16 protein-coding genes, 1 pseudogene and 2 riboswitches are annotated in these 21093 nt (G+C 37.2%); of the genes and pseudogenes, 6 read left to right on the forward strand and 11 right to left on the reverse strand.

Features of this window, described 5'->3' with window-relative positions; translation table 11 throughout:
• Nucleotides 1–330 precede the first annotated feature (330 nt).
• On the reverse strand, nucleotides 331–1950 hold the full coding sequence (locus AC625_RS18665) for a putative polysaccharide biosynthesis protein (protein ID WP_049682666.1): 1620 nt from the start codon (nucleotides 1948–1950) through the stop codon (nucleotides 331–333).
• A gap of 230 nt (nucleotides 1951–2180) precedes the next feature.
• Here AC625_RS18665 and AC625_RS18670 point away from each other — a divergent pair, with 230 nt between their 5' ends.
• On the forward strand, nucleotides 2181–3452 hold the full coding sequence (locus AC625_RS18670) for a BaiN/RdsA family NAD(P)/FAD-dependent oxidoreductase (RefSeq protein ID WP_049682667.1): 1272 nt from the start codon (nucleotides 2181–2183) through the stop codon (nucleotides 3450–3452).
• Between the two features lie 64 nt (nucleotides 3453–3516).
• Here the strand turns inward: AC625_RS18670 and AC625_RS26060 are convergent.
• From AC625_RS26060 to AC625_RS18690, 3 genes and pseudogenes are all read right to left on the reverse strand, one after another.
• A pseudogene (locus AC625_RS26060) lies at nucleotides 3517–4804 on the reverse strand (IS3 family transposase); the annotation flags it as partial.
• A gap of 254 nt (nucleotides 4805–5058) precedes the next feature.
• Entirely contained in the window at nucleotides 5059–5241 is a 183-nt protein-coding gene (locus AC625_RS18685; RefSeq protein WP_028392317.1) for a sporulation protein Cse60, read from the reverse strand.
• A 184-nt stretch (nucleotides 5242–5425) separates the two neighbouring features.
• Nucleotides 5426–5737 carry a rhodanese-like domain-containing protein gene (locus tag AC625_RS18690; RefSeq protein WP_049682668.1) on the reverse strand — a complete coding sequence of 104 codons (312 nt, stop codon included), beginning with the start codon at nucleotides 5735–5737 and terminating at the stop codon, nucleotides 5426–5428.
• Between the two features lie 618 nt (nucleotides 5738–6355).
• Between AC625_RS18690 and AC625_RS18700 the strand changes: the two genes are divergently transcribed.
• Nucleotides 6356–7480: a CAP domain-containing protein gene (locus tag AC625_RS18700; protein WP_342671016.1), complete on the forward strand. Its 1125-nt coding sequence runs from the start codon at nucleotides 6356–6358 to the stop codon at nucleotides 7478–7480.
• 77 nt (nucleotides 7481–7557) lie between these two features.
• On the opposite strand, the gene AC625_RS18705 is transcribed toward AC625_RS18700, so the two are convergent.
• From AC625_RS18705 to ytaF, 3 genes are all read right to left on the reverse strand, one after another.
• A complete protein-coding gene (locus AC625_RS18705; protein ID WP_049682671.1) occupies nucleotides 7558–8508 on the reverse strand; it encodes an LCP family protein in 951 nt (316 codons plus the stop codon).
• A 116-nt stretch (nucleotides 8509–8624) separates the two neighbouring features.
• Entirely contained in the window at nucleotides 8625–9278 is a 654-nt protein-coding gene (locus tag AC625_RS18710) for a DUF1232 domain-containing protein (RefSeq protein WP_049682672.1), read from the reverse strand.
• Nucleotides 9279–10022: 744 nt separating this feature from the next.
• Entirely contained in the window at nucleotides 10023–10673 is a 651-nt protein-coding gene (gene ytaF, locus AC625_RS18715; RefSeq protein ID WP_082191285.1) for a sporulation membrane protein YtaF, read from the reverse strand.
• A 114-nt stretch (nucleotides 10674–10787) separates the two neighbouring features.
• Here ytaF and AC625_RS18720 point away from each other — a divergent pair, with 114 nt between their 5' ends.
• Nucleotides 10788–11444, forward strand: coding sequence for a DUF1232 domain-containing protein (locus tag AC625_RS18720; protein ID WP_049683813.1), 657 nt, complete (start codon nucleotides 10788–10790; stop codon nucleotides 11442–11444).
• Nucleotides 11445–11622: 178 nt separating this feature from the next.
• Here the strand turns inward: AC625_RS18720 and mgtE are convergent, their stop codons facing one another.
• From mgtE to AC625_RS18740, 4 genes are all read right to left on the reverse strand, one after another.
• A complete protein-coding gene (gene mgtE, locus AC625_RS18725; RefSeq protein ID WP_082191166.1) occupies nucleotides 11623–12969 on the reverse strand; it encodes a magnesium transporter in 1347 nt (448 codons plus the stop codon).
• A gap of 319 nt (nucleotides 12970–13288) precedes the next feature.
• Nucleotides 13289–13453, reverse strand: a riboswitch (M-box (ykoK) riboswitch).
• Between the two features lie 77 nt (nucleotides 13454–13530).
• Nucleotides 13531–14724, reverse strand: coding sequence for a rod shape-determining protein RodA (gene rodA, locus AC625_RS18730; RefSeq protein WP_245645038.1), 1194 nt, complete (start codon nucleotides 14722–14724; stop codon nucleotides 13531–13533).
• Between the two features lie 160 nt (nucleotides 14725–14884).
• A riboswitch (M-box (ykoK) riboswitch) is annotated at nucleotides 14885–15050 on the reverse strand.
• Between the two features lie 250 nt (nucleotides 15051–15300).
• Entirely contained in the window at nucleotides 15301–16515 is a 1215-nt protein-coding gene (locus tag AC625_RS18735; protein WP_049682674.1) for an MFS transporter, read from the reverse strand.
• Between the two features lie 416 nt (nucleotides 16516–16931).
• Nucleotides 16932–17135 (reverse strand): hypothetical protein, encoded by a 204-nt coding sequence (locus tag AC625_RS18740; RefSeq protein ID WP_049682675.1) that lies wholly within the window; start codon nucleotides 17133–17135, stop codon nucleotides 16932–16934.
• Nucleotides 17136–17392: 257 nt separating this feature from the next.
• Here AC625_RS18740 and AC625_RS18745 point away from each other — a divergent pair, with 257 nt between their 5' ends.
• Genes AC625_RS18745 through AC625_RS18755 form a run of 3 tightly spaced genes read left to right on the forward strand, consistent with a single transcriptional unit; the run spans nucleotide 17393 to nucleotide 21010 of the window.
• Nucleotides 17393–18826 carry a spore germination protein gene (locus tag AC625_RS18745; protein WP_049682676.1) on the forward strand — a complete coding sequence of 478 codons (1434 nt, stop codon included), beginning with the start codon at nucleotides 17393–17395 and terminating at the stop codon, nucleotides 18824–18826.
• A 23-nt stretch (nucleotides 18827–18849) separates the two neighbouring features.
• On the forward strand, nucleotides 18850–19941 hold the full coding sequence (locus AC625_RS18750; RefSeq protein ID WP_049682677.1) for a GerAB/ArcD/ProY family transporter: 1092 nt from the start codon (nucleotides 18850–18852) through the stop codon (nucleotides 19939–19941).
• Entirely contained in the window at nucleotides 19931–21010 is a 1080-nt protein-coding gene (locus AC625_RS18755) for a Ger(x)C family spore germination protein (RefSeq protein WP_049682678.1), read from the forward strand. Before AC625_RS18750 ends, AC625_RS18755 begins: the two co-directional genes overlap by 11 nt.
• Nucleotides 21011–21093 lie beyond the last annotated feature (83 nt).

The following is a 21093-nucleotide window of genomic DNA, read 5'->3' on the forward strand; positions in this document are numbered from 1 at the left end:
CTCTTTAACATTTATTGTTTAAATGCGCATATTTCATTATAACAGGATACTTCTAAAAGAAATAAAAGTTCCATGCAAATGGTCCCCATTAATTCAGTCATCTAATCAATCTAATAATAAATACATACAATCCAACAACGAAAGGGTCAGACGCACATCTACGATATATCGTAGATGTGAGGCCAGACCCTTTTGGGACATCCTCTAACTATTAGAGATTGTTCAAATAGTCCGGTAAAAAAGCTTGCGGATTTCTCGGCTCTTTTTATCCTCCCTTTTTGAACACGCACTATTATGGAGAATGATTACTCTTCCCCAGTTTCTTTTTACTTATCCCTTCGCCTTTACTCCCAATTTTTGTGCTAAACGATCAATTCGACTCCCAAATAAGCGATGTGCTAATTTACTTTTTAGGGAGAAGGCTGCGTAGACAAGACCACCGAAACCTACAGAAATTATTGTCATAATAATCGCTTGCCATCGAGATTCGGTTTGGAAGCCTAATAAAAATAATAAACTTTCGATTCCCCATACAACAAGTGCCATAATTGCTGAAAAGATGCAAATGAGTATGCTCCTTTTCAGAACAAGTCTATAACTGAACTGGGTAAAGTAACGAATCACAAACAAATTTAGAATACACGCTGCTAAGAAACCTAACGTTGTAGAATAAACCGCTCCTTTTGTTTGAAACGTTTGAATGAATGGAATATTTATACTTAGTTTAATTAGCAATCCTACAAGTAAACTTAATACCGTATATTTTTGTTGATTAATTCCTTGCAGAACGGCAGCTGAGATAGAGAACAAGGCAAACAGGATAGCTGTCGGAGCATAGGCTTGTAGGATGCTTGCCCCAATTGGATCATGTTGATAAAACGATGAATAGATTGGATCCGCAAGAACGGACATGCCGATAACTGCTGGTATGGTTACGAATAATAAGATTTGAAATGCTTGATTAAGCTGTCGTGTGAAACCACCCATATTTTGATTTACATAAGCTCTTGTTACAGCCGGAATCAATGCCATTGAAAAAGCAGTAGCCAGTGTCATCGGAATCACCACGAGTTTTTGAACATATAGATTAAGAATCCCAAGCGCACCTTTTGCTTCTTCAGCGAGCCCTATAGAAACCATAGCTTTCGAATAGGTTAGTGAGTCCACCTGCTGGAAAAGCGGCATCGCAATTCCGACGAAAATAAACGGAATCGATGATACAAAGACCTCTTTATAAATTTCAGGCAATGATATGTCCATTTGCCCTCGATCTGCCAACAACTGTTCTTTTAATACTGGCTTATGCTTTCTCCAATACCAAAGAAGAACAAACATTCCCCCAATTGCACCGGCCGTAGCCGCAAAGGTCGCAAAGCTAATCGCGGTCACCAAATCGCCATCCATTACTTTTAACACGATAAATACACCTGATAAAAGAAAAGCAATTCGTACAATTTGTTCAATAACTTGCGAAATTGCCGTTGGCTCCATTAATTGCTGACCTTGAAAATAGCCGCGAACCAAACTCATAACCGGTATAAAGAGTAATGCAAAGGAAACAGCTCGGATAACGGCCGTTACATCATCAGCTTTCAGTTTTATTCCCTGTGTTACATACTCGCCATATACAGGGGCAATCAAATACATCATTAAAAAAGCAAGAAATCCTGTTACAATCATTATTTTCAGACTTGATTTAAACAGCTTTTGACTGACTGCATATTCTTCTAATGCATTGTATTTTGAAATGAATTTCGATACAGCAAGTGGTAACCCTGCCGTGGCTAAACTGATGAATATTGTATATGGGACATATGAAAACTGGTACAATTCTCCACCATCATTACCCACCATATTATTAAACGGAATAACATAAAATAGCCCTAATACTTTCGATAAAACCGAACCGAGCGTTAATATGAACGCTCCTTTTAAAAGCTTTGAAGACATCTAATCCCTTCCTGCCTATGTCAGTTACGTTTTCACGCTCTTTATCTTACCATATTACCTTCTTATTAAAAATTTATATTGATCTTTAAAAATAAGCATTTTTTTATTATCTCAAAGATTTTAGCAAAATCTCACATGAGGTACAAGCAAATGTTTTCAATTGTCGTTTTTACTTACTAGCTAGTTATGCTATATAATGAAGAAATGAAAATAGTAAAGCTGGTGAAAACATGAAATATGATGTAATCATAATTGGCGGCGGCCCTTCTGGATTAATGGCTTCGATTGCCGCTGGAGAAAAAGGAGCGAATGTGCTTCTTATTGATAAAGGAGAGAAACTCGGACGAAAGCTAGCCATATCAGGCGGTGGCCGTTGTAATGTAACCAATCGTCTTTCGATAGATGAAATTATTAAACATATTCCGGGAAACGGACGCTTTTTATATAGTGCCTTTTCCGAATTTAATAATGAAGATATTATTGCATTTTTTGAGAAGCTTGGTGTTGAGTTAAAAGAAGAAGATCACGGGCGGATGTTTCCTGTTAATAACAGTGCCCAAAGCGTAGTCGATGCGTTGCTTGAACGCATGAACAGCTTGAAAGTAACGGTTTATAAAAATTCCCCTGTTGCAGAGGTGCTTTATGAAAATGACAAAACAGCAGGTGTGCTTTTAAAAGATGGACAAACCTTCACAGCAGGTAGCGTTGTTGTCGCAGTGGGCGGCAAATCTGTACCACAAACTGGTTCTACTGGTGATGGCTATGCATGGGCAAAGAAAGCAGGTCACACGATTACCGAGCTTTTCCCAACCGAAGTACCTGTAACAAGCAATGAGCCATTCATTAAGGACAAATCTCTGCAAGGTCTTGCACTTCGCGACGTTGCCTTATGCGTCTTGAACGCAAAGGGCAAAACGCTGATCACGCACAGAATGGATATGCTCTTCACCCATTTTGGTATCTCAGGCCCTGCTGTTCTTCGTTGTAGTCAATTTGTCGTCAAAGAATTAAAAAAAGCAAAATCGCAAGCTGTAACGATGAAAATCGACGCTTTGCCGGATGCAAACAAAGAAGAAGTTTTTCAAGAAGTGATTAAATTAATGAAAGAAGACCCGAAAAAAGCGATTAAGAACACTTTAAAAGGCCTGCTTCCAGAACGTTATTTACATTTCCTGCTTGAAAAAAGCGGCATCGATTTGCAAGAACAAGGTGGCAATTTATCACATGAAAAAGTCCGCCGTTTTTCTGAGCTATGCAAAGACTTTCTATTCACTGTTAATGGTACTCATTCCATTGAAAAAGCCTTCGTTACCGGTGGCGGAGTATCTGTGAAAGAAATCCAACCAAAGGAAATGGGTTCGAAAATCATGCCAGGCCTCTATTTTTGCGGAGAGATCTTAGACATTCACGGTTACACAGGAGGCTACAATATTACCTCTGCGCTTGTAACAGGACGGCTTGCTGGAATGAACGCAGCTCTCCATGCTAAGGGTCACGCATAATATTAAGAGCAGATACCAAAATCATATGGGTGAACTGACCCAATAAAGTTAGACAAAAAATCTTGGCAGCTTCTTGGACCTGAATCCGGTATTCTACTGGGATCAGGTCCTTTAATTTTGCCTTCATTCTTTTGTAATTGTAATAGTACATATATTCTTCTAGTTCTTGCTGGAAGTGTTCCATACTTTCGAACTTTTGGAGATAGAGTAACTCAGATTTCAATAAGCCAAAGAAGTTTTCAATAACTGCGTTATCTAAACAATTTCCTTTACGGGACATACTTTGAGTACTATTGTTTTGTTTGAGTGTCATTTGATACTGCCAGCCTTGATCTGAATGAAGGATGAGTTCGTCTCCTGGTTTCAATCGTCTAAGTGCTTGGTCCAACATCCTTGAAACAAGTGGATAAACAGGGCGTTTTTCGATATTGTAAGCAATGATCTCTCCATTAAATAAATCCAAAATAGGGGATAGATACAGTTTTTCTCCAAACAAATGGAACTCTGTTACATCCGTTACCCATTTTTGATTCGGTTTCTTTGCAGAAAAATCACGTTTTAAAATATTCGGTGCAATTTTACCTACATTTCCACGATAAGAACGATATTTTTTCAAACGTACTAGACATTTCAGTCCCAATCGATTCATTAAACGAAGTACGGTCTTCGGGTCCAATAGAATCTGGCGTTTCTTTAATTCTTTAGCCATTCTTCGATGACTGTTTTAACATCTCGGTATTTATCAGGACGATTCAGTTGTTTTACCCAATAATAATAAGTACGTCTTGGAATACCTGCAATCTTAATAAAGTCGATAACTTTGCATTGTTTCCTTAGCTCATAGATTACTTGCGCTTTAATTTTTTCTGTAACTTTTCCTGTTCTTGAACTAAGGCATTCAACTTTTTTAAGTAAGCATTCTCCATTCGTAAACGTTCATTTTCTGCTTGTAAGGCCTCTAATGATCCTTCTACTGGTTGGTTTCTTTGTTTCTTTTTGCATGGATGGACGCCCCTTTTTCTTCAATTTAAGGCATCTAATCCTTCTGTTTCAACTTTCAGCTTCCAAGTCGAAATCGTACTAGGTGCTGGAATATTGAAAATAGCAGCAGTTTCATACAAAGATGTCCCATGCTCGTTCATATAATTGAGTACGTCTAGTTTAAACGGAGCTGTATAATTTGTATAGTTTTTTATAAATTCTTCCTCACCATGATATCGATACTGTAAAACCCATTTTTTGATTGTATTAGGAGTGGTTCAATAGATCTCACTAAAGGTCCCATAACCACCTTCATTATGTAAATATTTTTGAACGGCTTCTAATTTCTTTTCCGCTGTAAATTTGGCCATAAAAAACACCCCGTAAATGTTAGTGTAATGTCTAACATTTACGGGGCAGTTCATTTGGGGTCTGCTCTTTTTCAATTTTGACGCATAAATAAATGATCTTCGGGAATATTCTATTAAATGAAGCAGTTCGGCCGCCTGAGTCAGTCAGAATACTTGCCTATATCAGCCGCTTTTTTCATATATCAGCCAATTATATCAGCCATTTTTCTTATATTTCAGCCGTGAGCTGAATTCCTTTTCTCTACATACTTCTGTCACTTCTTATAGATAATCATCGCACTAAAACAATAAATTTGATCATCTTCTTCTTCCCCAGTCGTCGCAATATTGTATTTGATGTCCACAATCTTATTATCACGAATGTCTTCAAGAAATACATTCATTTCATCTTCTAGATCCTTTTCATGCTCATGATCAAACAATTTCACTTGAATCATCGGCTATCCCCTGCCTTTTTAGATACAGGGTTCCCCAAAATTAATGATACTATTCATCTTTTAGTAAAAAATGTGTCTGGCCTCACACTCTACATACGGTTTATTGTGTCATACATTATATAAACCATATATAGTAATGTGGGGTCTGACCCATCTTTATCGGAATAGCCCGTCAAAATCTTCCTTATTTCACAATGACTTCACCATTCCACTCAAGCATTCCGCCTTCCATATTTACAACTTTGTAGCCTTGTTCTTGTAAGTAATGTGCCACGTTTCCGCTGCGGCCACCAGAGCGGCAGATGAAAATATATTCTTTCTCTTTATCAAAATAGTCAAGATTAGCAGGGATTTCGTTCATTCGAATATGTTTAGCCCCTTCAATGATTCCTTCTGCTACTTCATCATCCTCACGAACATCGACAAGTTCTAGGTTCTCGCCTGCCTCTAACTTTGCTTCTACTTCTTCTGGCTTGATTGTTTTAATTTCTTCCATTATAAGCACCTCTATCTGGATTGATCTTTCCCGTATATTATAGCAAGGTTTATAGTGGATTGACATTTTTGTGAGATAGAGGGAGATCGTATGACTTGATAATTTCTACTTTCATTCTTTTAATAGCTCTCGTTTTAGCGGATAAGTTAAAGTTTTCTCTCATCATTCATCATCGCATTCAACCCTTTATTCAAAAGAATCAAGAAGTAGTAAAGAACAAAGCTATTCACTAATAAAGGTAGTTTATGAAAATTCGTTTGCTTTAAACGGCTCCATTTCAAAATTTGAAAGCTTGTTTCTAACGATTCCTTTCCATGATAAGTCAACCATGTGAATGGAAAACCGAATGCTGGGCCTTGTGGAATAAGGAACATAAAGACATTAGGTAAAAATAGGCTCCATAAAAACAAGTTGTTTATATCTCACTTCGATCCACTTCCTTTTACATGTTTATTCTAAATATATTCACAATTAACGCATCGGACCTATTTTTTCATTCCACCAAAAAAACCCAGTTAACAAAGTATGCATGCTTTTTTCCAAACTGGTACAATAAAACAACTAGAATAGTCACAGATACCGACTTGGCGGATAGGAGTGGAATAATTTTTGAGAAAGGTGCGCTTTCTTTTTACTATATTGATTATTATTGGTGTATTTTGGTTTTTTTATGGAGAGAAGCTGAAGGAATCGGGTTTTCAGGCTGCATTCTCAGAGCTGAAATCAGACGTAACATCTCTCAAAAATTCACCAGAGGTCTCATCTGGAATTGAAAAGCTGAAGGATGGCATGGGGAATCTCGTTGGCATGGTGAATGGAAAATTACATTCTACATCAAATGAAGAGCAGCCTGATGTTAACCCAGTTACTAAGCCTCCGTTAGCTACACCAAAGCAAGCCTTTTCCATTCATAACATTGAGCTCGGTGATTCGAAAACGGATGTAGAAAATCAGGTTGGAGCACCGAAACGCTCTTCTCTAAATGAATACGGAGTGGATTGGCATGCCTATCATGAAAATTATCAAAACTTCTTCATGGTCGCCTATGATGAACAAGGAAAAGTGGCCGGGTTATATACAAACCAAGATCTAATTTCATCCAAACAGGGCTTGAAACTTGGCACAGCAAAAGACACAGTCCTATCGCAGTTAGGGAACCCGCTAACGAAAATTCAAAAAGGGTTTGTATTTTATCAAATGGACAATGATGAATACCATACTTTTCATATCGATCATAGCTATGTAACTGTTTTTTACGACAAGCATGAAGATAATACGGTGACCGCGCTGCAAATTATCAGTGATAAACTTGAAGCAAAAAAGAAAGATTTCTTTGGGAATCCTAGCTCTGAGTTAAAGGAAGGGTTTGAGTACCAATTGTTCGACCTTACGAATGCATCGCGGGTGAATCATCACCTTGGTGTGCTTTCTTGGAATGATGCAATTCGTGAAACAGCTCGCCATCATAGTACTGATATGGCCGTTCACAACTATTTCAACCACACCGACCTCGAAGGTAAGTCTCCTTTCGACAGAATGGCAGCGGATGCCATCACATTTAAAATGGCAGGAGAAAATCTTGCAGCAGGCCAGCAAAGCAGCATCTTTGCTCACGAAGGGTTAATGAATTCACTCGGTCACCGGGAAAATAAGCTTCGCCCTGAATATCAAGAGCTTGGAGTTGGTGTCGATTTCAACTCAGAATCGAGACCATATTTTACGGAGAATTATGTAATGGAATAAAGGGGTATCCCAAAAAGGGTCTGACGCTCACTGCCTTAATGAACTAAAGCAGTGATATCAGACCTTTTTTTGCTTTTTTATTCCTGATTAGCGAGGTTTTCATTGTCCTGTGATAAGAATTCTTTTAAAGCTTGTTTGTTTTTCTCATAATCAATTTTTAGGACGGCCCCCACGTTAACCCGTTCATTCTCATAAGAATCTTTAATAGGTATTCTTAAAGACTCCATTTTTTTAGATTTTCCAGCAATTAAACCTTTTCCGATTGCAAACATTGTTCCTATATCTACATTAGTATCAATGTATGGATCCGCAACTCCGAGTAACTTTGGAAGGTTAACTACACTTTGCATAGTCGCAGCCTGTTCCTTAACCTTAGACACCACTTCTTGTTGCCTTGCCACTCGACCAAAATCACTTAAGCGATCTTGGCGAAAACGAACATATCCTAACATTTCTTTCCCATGCAAAGTTTGTTTTCCTGGATGTAATGTCATATCAATTCCATAAGACATTTCATATGGAATATCCACTTCTATCCCGTTAGGTGCGATAATGTCGACAATTTTCGAAAAACCGTCAAAATCAACAATCGCATAGTAATTAATATCCACATCAAAGTTTTGTTTAATCGTATTCCTTAATAATTCTGGTCCCCCTAAAGCAAAAGCCGCATTAATTTTATGCTTCCCATGATCGGGAATATCAACATATGTATCTCGCATAATGGAAGCAATTTTGAAATCATGAGTATTCTGATTATAGTGAGCTATCATTAAGGAATCAGAATTCCCAATGTCTTCACCTCTAGTGTCACTTCCAATTAATAGAATATTAATTTCCCCAAATTGAGGATCCGCACCTTGAAACGGATCAAACGTTGTTCCGTCATCCTTATACATCCCATCGCTCGCAACAGACAATCCTTGTTTATATTGATAAATACTATAAAGAACCACCATTAATGCTGTAAGAGTAACCAACAGGAAAAGAATTCTTTTCCATTTTCTTTTCACCCTTCTTCTCTTCATGTATAACATCACCTATCACTTAAATTAAAATCTTACCGAAACAGTTGTTAAAAAACCAATTTATAAAAGTTAATTCAGGTATTTAATAAGTTAAAAAAATTAGAGATATTTTAGTCTCATTTTTTTATTGATAGTACATTTGTTACAAGTTGTACAGCAATCGCGTCGTCTAAATAGCCAATCGGAAATATGTAATCCGGAATGACATCTACTGGTAAAATGAAGTATAGGAGCGCACTTCCAATTAAGGCAAGTTCACCTGGTGTTCCTTTCATCAAACGAAATTTCTCATACATATCCTTTAACCGATTAATAAACGGACCGATGCTCCCTACTTTTTGAAGCTTCTCTCCAAAGCTATTAAGAATGGTTTCCTTCCCTTCCTCTGTTTGTGTATATTGTTCATAACTAGCTAATTTCTGTTCCACACTTGTTATCGTAAAATTTTTCATATCGATATTCGAGGATTCAAGAAGATTTTGTATGCTGTTAACAGACCTCTGAATATCTGAATCTAGCTTTTCCTGCTTCGGCTTCTGTTCAATATCATAACCAGCCGCTACAAATAATTCTGCGGTAGGCATACCAAGACTGTGAGCAAATTTTTGTAAGTGCTCGGGATTGGCTTTTCTTTTACCATTTATGATCCGCGAGATCGTAGCCGTATCGATTCCAGTGAGCTCACTGAGTTTGCGCATGGATAATGACCGTTCCTTCAAGATTCCTTTTAACACCGAACCAAGATTACTTTTGCTCATTTCTTCAAACATACTAATCCTCCTTTCTATAATCTATTAAACAACGTGAATGGTTTTAGTTAAAATAAAAACACTCCCTATTCCCATACATAACATAGATAGAAGTTTTTGAGTTCATATTTTCTGAAGTAAACCTTTTTCATCTTACGATTAGCATCAGATGCTCATCGTTTTTTTATATAACCACCGGGGCGGTGCGAATATGTAGGAATTACAGATAATAAAGAAATGATTTAGGAAAATCGTCCAACATCTATATTTAGTGAACTACGTTATCGAACTCTGACTAACATAGCCATGTAGTTAGAAAAGTACGTGCTAATAGGAAATATACATGCGCGTTGACGTTTTGTCAACGTTCGTGAATGATCTTGTCAAATATAGTCATATTCTGTTATTAAATCCCTCCATTATTCCCCAATATTTATATTAGAAAAACACGCTCCGCATTTCCACTTGGCATACTGCATATTGATTTATCGTATTATAAAGTAACATCCATTTATCCCGGTTTAACAGGCTGTAATACCCCCACCTCAATTTTTGTGAGAGAATCAAGAAAAAGTAGGTGGAGGATAAACAGCCTGTAAATCCCCGATTGGTTCAACTAACCATCAGTGGGGATGAAGAACCCCCCCATTGATGGTTAGTTTCACTTTATGTAAAGGGGCGTGTGAGTTTATTGATCACTCTGTCTTTTCTTTCACTAAGACATTTTTCTTAAACTTCACAGCTCCTGATGAACATCTGCCTACATTAAAAGAATGCTGTAAATGCAAGCACTAAGATAATGATTCCACTCAAGATGGTTCCAAATTGACCTAAAGTAAATGAACCAATCCGGACATCTGCCAATTTGTACCCTAACTTCACACCTATCCACACGCTGATGAAACTACCAATTGCAGCTGTTAAGGAAATAGCAAGCGGTGAAAATCCAAGTAAACCAGCACCTAAACCATTCGTCAGTGCATTGGCGGATAATGCAACACCAAGAACCACAGCTTCGCCCCAACCAATTGCTCCAGACTGATCGAGATCAGCCACTTCAGGATTTTCTAAAATACCTTTTATACTTTTTGACTGTGTATTTGAATCTTGAACGACTTGTGATTTTTCTTTTTTACGAGGGGTGGCCAAAAGAATGATTCGAACCCCAATAATGACTAATAAAAGGGCTCCAATAATAACTGGGAACATACCTGGAAGGATCTGGGAGAGCCACATTCCAAATGTAATTCCTGTTATACTCATAAGAAAACAAATCACAGCGATTAATACATTAGCACCAATCCCAACCCGGATCTTGCGAATCCCATAAGAAATTCCTACTCCTAAATTATCTATACTTGATGAAACGGCAAAAGCCAAAATGATTAGCCAAGACAATGTCGAAACACTCCTTATTCTTTTTTTACATTGTATTGTTCGAATTGACAAAAAGTGCTTGTTCCTCTCAAAACTGTTGAGAAAAAATCAACACTTCATTAAAAATTCATAAAGGAGTGAAAAGTGATGTCGATGAAGAATGAAGAAGAGCGAAATCTTGGTTCCTTGATCAAAACATTGTTAAGGACGCGCTCCCTTTCCATGCGTAAGCTAAGTATGTTAACCGGTATTGATACCGCGACCATATCCCGAATAGCCAATAATAAACAAAAAGCAAAGCCATCGCATTTACAACTGTTCGCTCATCATTTAGGCATTCCTTTAGCCAAATTCATTCAGGCGGCTGGTTACGATGTTGAACTACATGAAAAGAACGCTACTTCAGATTTATCTATTTCGATCGAAACGATCCAAGAAATTCTTGTCTCGGCTAATCATTTAGAACATCAATTTAACCTAGAGCAAATTCATCATGAATTAACGAAGTATGAACAATTTGCTCTTACAAAAGAAGGGGAGCATAAGATTTTGGATGAGTTTGAACAAAAGGTCGATCAAGTTAGAGGGGCAGGTCCGTTTATTAATGAATTAAACAAGATGTACAACAGGTATTTGGAAGAAAATATCTCATCAGAAGAGCGTACAATCCTTGGTAGTGTTCTTTTATATTTTATTTTATCCACTGATATTATCCCCGATTACGTGTTTCCATTTGGTTATTTGGACGATTGCTTAGTCGTTCAAATCGGCTTGGGTCGACTGGCGAAATTGGATCATAAACATCCATGAGCATCTGGTCCCAACTAAAACGATGAAAAAGATTCAGGTTCTAAAAATTGCATCTCCTTATGAAAGTGGCGGTACGGTACTGTTCTTTTGCAAAGCCCCGCCACTTTTCCCCCAAAAAGAATGAGAACGACCTGATCCCTGCTGCAAGTAAGGGGGGAACCAGGCAGATTTAATACATCTATTGGAGCTGAAGTACAATCTTTGCCATCGTAAAATAAATGATTAGACCTGTTCCATCAACTAAGGTCGTAATAAAGGGCCCGGAAACGATCGCTGGATCGACTCTTAACTTATGCAAAATTAACGGTAAAACAGCAGCAACCATCGACGCCCAAATCACAATAAATAGAGCGGACACTGCGACAACAAGCCCTATATTCATACTGACACCAAGTAAATAGGCACGAAAGAGTACAACAATTCCCATAGTTATCCCTAGAAAAAGCCCTGTAGATACTTCCCTTCTAAAAACCTTGAACATATCCTTAAATTGCACTTCCCCAACCGCTAGTGCCCGAACTAATGTCGTGACCGTTTGAGAGCCCGTATTCCCACCAGTCCCAATCAAAAGCGGAACAAAAAAGGCTAAGGCAATTTGCTGTGAGAGTGTGTCTTCATAATGCCGCAGTACATTACTTGTATAGGCTTCCGCAACAAATAAGATCAATAACCAGCCAATTCTCTTTTTAAAAAGGCTCCAAATGGAGTTTTTAAAATAGGGCTCATCTAAAGGCTGACTGCCCCCCAGCTTTTGAAAGTCTTCTGTTGCTTCTTCATGAATGACATCAATTAGATCATCAACAGTTATAATGCCAATCATTCTTTGATCTTTGGCAACCACAGGAATGGCGACAAAATTGTATTTTGACAAGACATCAGCTGCTTCTTGTTGATGCATATCTACGGTAACCGAAATGGGCTCTCCTTGAAGAATTTCTTCTAACCTTGTTCCTGTTTTCGCTAATATAATTTCCTTCAACGATACAATGCCAACAAGTTCTCCATGGCTTCCTAACACATAAATATATGAAACGATCTCAGCTCCATGTCCCACTTTCCTTACGTGTTGCAAAGCTTGCTCGACCGTCCAGCTAATGCGTGCGGCAATATAATCGACTGTCGCTAATCTCCCGGCTGTATTCGGCTCATAATTCATCAGCGTATTAATTTTTCTCCTATAGTTTTCTGATAAAAACGCCATCAACTTTTTTGCTTGATGAGGATGAATCGATAACAGTAAATTAACAACAGTATCACTTGACATTTCATTTAACAACGCAGATGTAAAACCATCCTTGATTCGATGTAAAATTACATACAGCAATTCTGGCTCTAAGTATTCAAGGATTTCAGTTGCGAGTGGTTTAGGACATATTATAATAAACGTTAATTGTTCTTCCTGTTCAAGTTCACTTAACATTGTCGCAATATCAAAAGGCTGAAAACGAGATAGAAAATCCATTAAAGATTGTTGATTTTGTTCCTGTAAAATTATTTTTATTTCCTGAATCATGTTTTGATCCATCGTCATTACCCCCAATCAAATCATTGTAAAAAGGGCTATAGGATCGAATTTTTCAGTGAATCGATAGACGATGACTGAAATGTCACCCTACTTCCTCTTTTACCTTTTTTACCTATCACTTTCGAACTGGGTTCTCCGTCCATCTTCATCACCTCCATGAATATGAAAAATAGGTTGCTAACTTGTAAGAGATAAATTATTAACATAATTAAAAAAGCCTTTATTTCCAAAAAAGAGGAAATGAAGGCTTGGTTTTCGCATCAAATAAACCGTATAAGCTGTTCAAAACAAATAACGAACATAGCATAATTCGGTGTTTACCAGTTTCCCTCGTTTTAGTTTTAGCACTGTATAGCATAGGTCTATTACCAGCTACATTAAAAAAGACCTTATTCCGATCTTTCCTGTTGACCCATTGGCGTCTCTCGACATTTCTGGGCAGCAGCGTTTCTCTATACAGGAGCCTCACCTAACAGAATCCTTATAATACTATTAAACTTTAATCAATATATGGCAACTTTGACAAAATGTCAACAGTTCATGCAAATTTTTTTAATGGACTCACAGATTTGAATCCCTACTGAACATATATTTTTTTGATCGTATGTTCACACTTAATACTAATCCTAATGCAATCATATTCGTTAATAGCGCACTTCCTCCATAACTCAAAAGCGGCAGAGCAATTCCAGTAACCGGCATTAAACCAATGGTCATCGATATATTTTGAAAGATTTGGAAAGTGATTAGCCCTATAACTCCAGCACAAATATATGTACCAAACAGATGATTGGAATTAAAAGCAATAACCGTTATTCGGTAAATAAGAATAAAATATAAACTTATTAAAATAGATGAGCCAATAAAACCAAATTCCTCCCCAACGACAGAGAAAATAAAATCCGTATGTGCTTCAGGTATTTTACCGCTTTGGACTTGCGTTCCCTGATTAAATCCACTTCCAGCCATACGTCCAGAGCCAATTCCCAAAATGGCTTGAGTTAGTTGATAGCCATAACTTGAAGCAAACTCTTCTGGACTCAGCCAGCCATAGATTCTTTCCAATTGATGGGGCTTAATAGCTTTTGAAAAAATGTCGAAAAAATGGTTGTGTAAATAGACGAGAAAGCCAATTAAAGCTGTAAAACAAGACGCCAAGAGAGCAATCATTTTGAATGAGACTCCTGATGCAATAATTAAACTAAATGTGATGGCAGCAATGACAAGTGCTGAACCTAGATCAGGCTGGACCAATATTAAATAGAACGGAATCATCATGAGGATGACAACTCTTATCGTAATGAGAATGCTTTGTTTGAAAGTAAGATTCCGATTGGCAAGCCGTTGTAAAATGGTTGCTAAATAGATGATTAAAAACACCTTCATAAACTCTGATGGCTGTAATTCAAAAAAGCCAAAGCTAATCCATCTTGTAGCCCCATTTTTAAACGTTCCAAACATGTGAACGAGAAGTAATAAACCAATCCCTATAAAATAAAGTGGAGCTGCCAATCTTTCTAGCAATTCAAAATCAAATTTCGCTACCGCGACCATTACCACTGTGCCGATGACATACCAAATTACTTGTCTTTTTACAAAATAAAAAGGATCCTGGGTTTCATACTGGCCTGATCCACTGTAAACAGCTAGTAAGCTATAAATAAATAGACAGAATAAAGTAAATAACAATAGATAATCAAGCTGTTGTTCATGTTTCTTCAATAAATTTTCACCACTCCATTTGTTTTTCATCATAAGGATGAATTTCCTTTGTTCATAAATACCCAAAAATCGGTAAAGTACGCATAACTCTAGATAATTGAAACATAAAAAATACACGATCTTGTGAAAGATGTGTATAACAAGACTAAGCCTGGCAATCAATTAAGTTAGAGATTGATGAATAATGCGTCCATACAATCCTTCAATCGTTTAAGCTTTAACACTACTGCAAAGGATTTTTAAAGCTACATGAAACACAAACGACCTTATGTCGATGGTTCCTGTTGACCCATCGGTGTCTTTGGCCGTTTCAGAGCAGCAGATCTCCAGCATAGAAGCCTCACATAACAAGAATAATAATCTATTCACTAATCAACTACATCGTAAATGTTCGGGCAGAGGTTGTCAATATTAATTAAAAGTAGATGATCACTAAAAACACAATAAAAAAACGAGGATTGAAAGAGTTATTATTGAATCATTTTTTTGGCACATAACACGCTTTTTGTGAAAAAATAACTCACAAACGTCCATCTGACATGAAACTCAACTTTTTGTGCGACTGCTTGTCGCACAAAAAAGAGTGCCCAAAAGCGGACACCCTTTTTGTTAATGATTTAATCCATTTATTAAAGTTGTAGGCTGTCTTTTCTTAAGACTAAGCATCACAACAAAAGAGATGATATATAAGACTGCTAAATAAGTCATAGCTACTGTCATATCATAGCTTTGTAGAATATAACCAACGAGGATTGGTGATAGTCCACCTATCGCTCTTCCAAAGTTAAATATTGTGTTGGTAGCTGTACTTCTAATTTGAACAGGATAATAACTGCTGATCAAGGCTCCATATCCGGCAAACATCCCATTGGAAAAGAAGCCGACAATAGCACCACCGATTAATACCCCTGCACTGCCTTCTGCATACGAGTATAGAAATACAGCACATGCGGAGGCAAGAAGGAAAATACCAAAGGCTCGTTTCGCTCCAATTCGATCCATGAATTGTCCAAAGGTTAACATCCCAATGATCATGCCAACTGCTGTACTGATTGTCCAAAGGGCTGAGCTTGAAACAGATAGGCCTTGAGATTGTTGCAGCATGGATGGCAACCAAATCATTAAACCATTGTAGCCTGCAATCTGCACCGTTGCCATAATTGCTAGGGAGATCGTCGTCATCGTTGTTCTAGGTGTTTCAAATAATTGAAGCAGTTTGCCTTTCTCTTGTTTGCTGACGAACTTTTTCTGTTTTTGAGCTTCCATCCATTCAGGAGATTCATCTAGGTTCTTCCTCACAATAAAAGCAAATATAACTGGAAGGACACCAACGAAGAACAATGCGCGCCACCCCAAGGTAGGCAGAATGATGGCGCTAAGCAATGCTGCGAGAATGACACCATATTGAGCCCCAATACTTACATAAGAAGAAGCTCGTCCTTGTTTATTTTTTGGCCACGCCTCACTAACAAGAGCCATCCCAATCCCATACTCTCCTCCTGCACCCAATCCAGCGATAAATCTAAACACGTACACCTGCTCGATATTTGTAGCTAGTCCTGTTAAAGCTGTACCTATAGCGAACAATATAATCGTATAGGTAAAAATTCGCACCCGGCCAAACTTATCTGCCAAGATTCCGAAGATAATCCCGCCAGCAAGCATGCCGATATTCGTTATGGAAGAAATAAGCCCTCCCGTTGCTAAATCAATGTGAAACTCTGCAATAATCATTGACATGGCAAAAGAGATAAACATGATGTCCATGCCTTCTAACGTTAAACCCGCTACTGACGCTACAACTGTTTTATTACGATAATTCATATTGTTTTACCCTCCAGTTTATTCTTTTAGTAAAAAAACTTTTTATGCTTTGAGGGAATGGATATGCAATTGATCAATTACAAGAATATCTTCCATTCTCTTTTCAAGTCTCACAGGACTTTATTTAAAAGAGGTGCTATTCAAACAAAAATAAATGCCCTTCCGTCACAGAGGACAAAAGGGCATGAATGTACGTAGTTAGACTTAAAAATATAAGACTATCAAGCCACCCTTTTCGGCCTCTCTGGACCGTATTAAAAGGAAATATTATATTGATATTTATATTATCAGGTTAGAAAGAAGGTTGCAATATTAATTGAATATGTGATTAAATATTTTTCATTGTAAAAATTACCTATAAATTCTGCCTTCTAGCTTAAATTCCACCAATTATTAGTAGCTAAATTATAAATCTTTCAGTCTCTTACCAGTAATCCTTTAGATTGTAAACCATGTAACAACAATTCTTTAATGTATGTTTCATCTTCGTTGTCAAAAATATCATCCAGCTCTTCTTCTGCAACGATATGATACGACTCAAGATAACACCAAGCAGCAAATTTACTAATAGCTCTGATACGACTAGCTTTCAACTTTTTTGGTTTAACTGCAATTGTCATTTTGATTTACCTCCAAACAATTAGATTGGACTCATTACGATCATTTTAACATTATTTTACACAAACTAACGATAAAATTCAGAAAATTCAAAATAAAAAAAGACTAAACCAATGTCTAGCCTTTCTTTCACAAGATTTACCTACTCTATATGGATAAAAATGAATGATCTTGTTGATGACTAATTTAGCTAATACGCATAATAATTTCCACTTTGCTTAAAATATATGTCAAACGAAGAAATCTGAGGTGACGAAAAATGAAAAAGTTCCCTTTCCAAAAAAGCAATCATTCGCTAGCACCTCAGTTTGATGAAGTCATACAACAGTTAAAGGAGTCTAAAGATTTTACAATCTTTATGTTTGGCATAGAGCATGATACTCTCTGTATTTCTTATTTTAATACTTTAATCGACACGGATATTTTACACAGAGACCTGCTTCCATATTTAAATAAATCTTCGTCTACTCTTGAAGCTGCTGTTTCAGCCTTGCCGATTGAAAATTTACTTTTCACTCAGAAACCTGCCGATATGCAAAAGCATTTATTAACTGGCTATATTTCAATAACGATGGAAGGGAAAAAAGATCAGGCCGTTTTAGTAAAAGCTGATTCACAAAAGTCCCGAACTGTTTCATTGCCTGAGGTAGAGTTTAGCGTAATTGGACCAAAGGAATCGCTTGTAGAATCTCTCGATACGAATTTGAATCTCATTAGAAAAAGATTACCGATCCAAGAGTTAAAGGTGGAGGAGTTAACTGTAGGAAAATTATCAAAATCAAGAGTGGCGGTCCTCCATATTGATGGCATCTGTAACAAAAAGAATGTTTCCACCGTTATTCAACGAATCTCGAATTTAGATGTGAAACAGATTATTGATAGTTCCTATATCTCTCAAATGATAGTGGATAAAAAAAATACGCCGTTTCCACAGTTTATTGATACAGAAAGACCAGACCGATTAGCTGCCGTGCTAGGTGAAGGCAAGCTAGTCATATTAGTAGATGGTGCACCACACGGACTTCTAGGACCAGCTACGTTGGTGGAATTTTTTACTGCCTCTGAGGATTATTTTCTTAATTGGACAATGGCTTCATTTTTTCGTCTCGTCCGATTTTTTGCTGTCTTATTCTCGATTTTAATTACACCGATATATGTAGCAATTTTGACTTATCACTACGAATTGCTTCCTAAAAATCTGATCAATACGCTCGTTATTTCAAGAAGTGGAATTCCTTTTCCTCCTATTCTAGAGGCACTTGTGTTGGAATTGGTCATTGAGTTACTCCGTGAGGCAGGGGCAAGACTACCTACCAAAGTTGGACAAACAATTGGTATCGTTGGTGGTATCGTCATCGGGACAGCTTCGGTCGAAGCAGGTTTAACGAGTAATGTACTATTAATTATTGTAGCATTATCAGCTCTTGCTTCCTTTACAACACCTGTTTATCAAATGGGTAATACGATTCGGCTCATTCGATTCCCATTTCTGTTAATGGCTTATTATATTGGAATATTAGGTGTTGCGATTAGCTTTTGTTTTATGCTCATACATTTGTTAAGAATCACGACACTAGGAAGACCTTATCTTGAGCCACTATACCCGCCAAAGCTTCATAGCTTAAAGGATTCTCTTATCCGTCTGCCATTTTCATTGCTATCTAAACGCCCTGCCCCAAAACAGAAAGACTAAGTAAAAGGAGACTCTATTCACATATGATTAATAAAAATGAACAAATTTCTCCATTCTTAGTCTTCTTTCTCGTTTTAAAAGTACAAATTGGGGTAGGAGTTCTGGGCTTTCAAAGACTCATCATAAAATCAGCCGGAAACGATGCCTGGATTGCAGTCATTGCTGCTGGACTCCTGTTCTCAATCGTAATTTGGTGTATGTTTACTCTTCTAAATTCGCAGAAGCAGGACTTAATGGGCATCCATACTCAGCTTTTCGGAAAAGTCCTAGGTGGCTTTTTGAATATGATCTGGATCACCTATTGGCTGCTCATGGGCATTGCTGTTTATCGAGCCTATGTTGAAGTTGTTCAGGCATGGATGTTTCCACAAATTAATGTAATGACTTTTAGTATCGTTTTTGCACTCTTAATTTATTATACAGTTTCTGGAGGTTTTCAAGTTTTAACTGGAATATGCTTTTTGGGCGTCATCATTCCTTCTTATTTGATATTAACAATCTTTTTCCCATTGGAATATACAGAATTTCGCAACTTATTACCAGTATGGAATCACTCATATAAAGAAATAGCTTTGGCAACGAGAGATATGTCACTTAGCTATATGGGCTTTTCGACTTTACTCATGTTCTACCCATTAATCAAGCATCAAAAAAAAGCAAATAAATGGGCGCAACTGGCAAATATTTTATCAATCCTATCGTATTTATTGCTGACGATTGTTTCAATCGGATTTTACTCCGAAAATCAAATCAGCAGGTATGTATGGGCTACACTGTCTTTTTGGAGTATCGTCGAAGTTCCTTTTATAGAACGGTTTGAATATATCGGCATCGCAACGTGGGTGATCTTTATCCTCCCTAATATTTGCCTATTTATTTGGGCAGCTACGAAAGGAACGTCTGTCCTATTTAAAGTAGAACCTAACAGGATATCCATTCTTTTTCTAGTGATATTAATTGTTATGTCACTCGCTTTGAAAGATCGTGAAACTGTCAATACCTTTCAAGATTATATGTCCTATGTTGGTTTTATTCTTTATACAGTTTATATCCCTATCCTGCTTTGTCTATCATACATTATGTCAAAAATAAGGAAAAAAACGCATGAGAATTAAAACCATAGTACTATCTTCGATTATGAGCTTGTTTCTTTCGGGGTGTATGGATATCGAACCTACAGTATTAAATGAAATTAACATAGCAACAGCCGTCAGTTATGATTACATCGATAAAGACCATTTTACATCTACCGCTGTCATTCCTTACTATATGCCGGATAAGAAAGTAAATAATGTTACCTTTACGGCGACTGCTTCTTTGAGCAAAGACGTCAGACAAAAAATGAATCAACAAACGGATAAACCCATTTACAGTGGAAAAATAGAAGTCATCTTATATAGTAAGGAGCTTGCTAAACATGATTTAACGCGAATGACAGATACATTAATTCGCGATCCTTCTGTTGGGAATACCGTGTATTTAGCCATTGTAGATGGCAAGGCTGAGGATGTCTTAATCAAACAATTAGGAAACGTAGATAAAGGCACATACTTATCAAATGCAATTGAACATAATATCCAAAGCGGAATTCTCCCAAAAACTAATCTGCATTTATTTTCATATGCGCAGAATGCAGAAGGTATGGACCCTTTTCTCCCAATAATCAAGCCTAAAAATGGGAATCCACTCATTACTGGTGTCGCCCTATTTAATCAAGGGGAATTCGTGTATCAAACAAAAGAGCATGAAAATGTCATTTTTAAAATGTTAGTAGAACAATCTTCTAACAAAGAAGGCTTTTCAGCGAAATTAGGGGAAAAGTTATTTGCGTCCGTCTATAATATTGCCTCAAAAGTTTCATACAACATCCCTGAACCGATGACCAATTCGCCTATCATAATTAATTTAAACATAGAAGCGGTTTTACGAGAGTTCACTGGTGATAAGGTTGATAAAAAAGAGATCAGAAAAATTGAAAAGAAGATGGAAAATGTATTAAAAAAACGAGCTGAAAAACTAATTGTAAAACTTCAGAAACTTGATGTTGACCCGCTTGGAGTTGGTGAACAAGTACGAACAAGAACGAGAAGCTGGGATAAGAAGGAATGGGAGAAATTATATCCAAATATCCCTTTTCAAGTGAATGTCAAATTGAATATTCTCGAAAGTGGAGCGGTGGAATAAGTGTCGATTCATCAAAAATTGCAAAACAGCAGTGAGAATGGACAACTCTCACTGCTTTAACGTACTATCTATAACGAAAATCG

Source organism: Peribacillus loiseleuriae (assembly GCF_001183985.1).
GTDB classification, from domain to species: domain Bacteria; phylum Bacillota; class Bacilli; order Bacillales; family DSM-1321; genus Peribacillus; species Peribacillus loiseleuriae.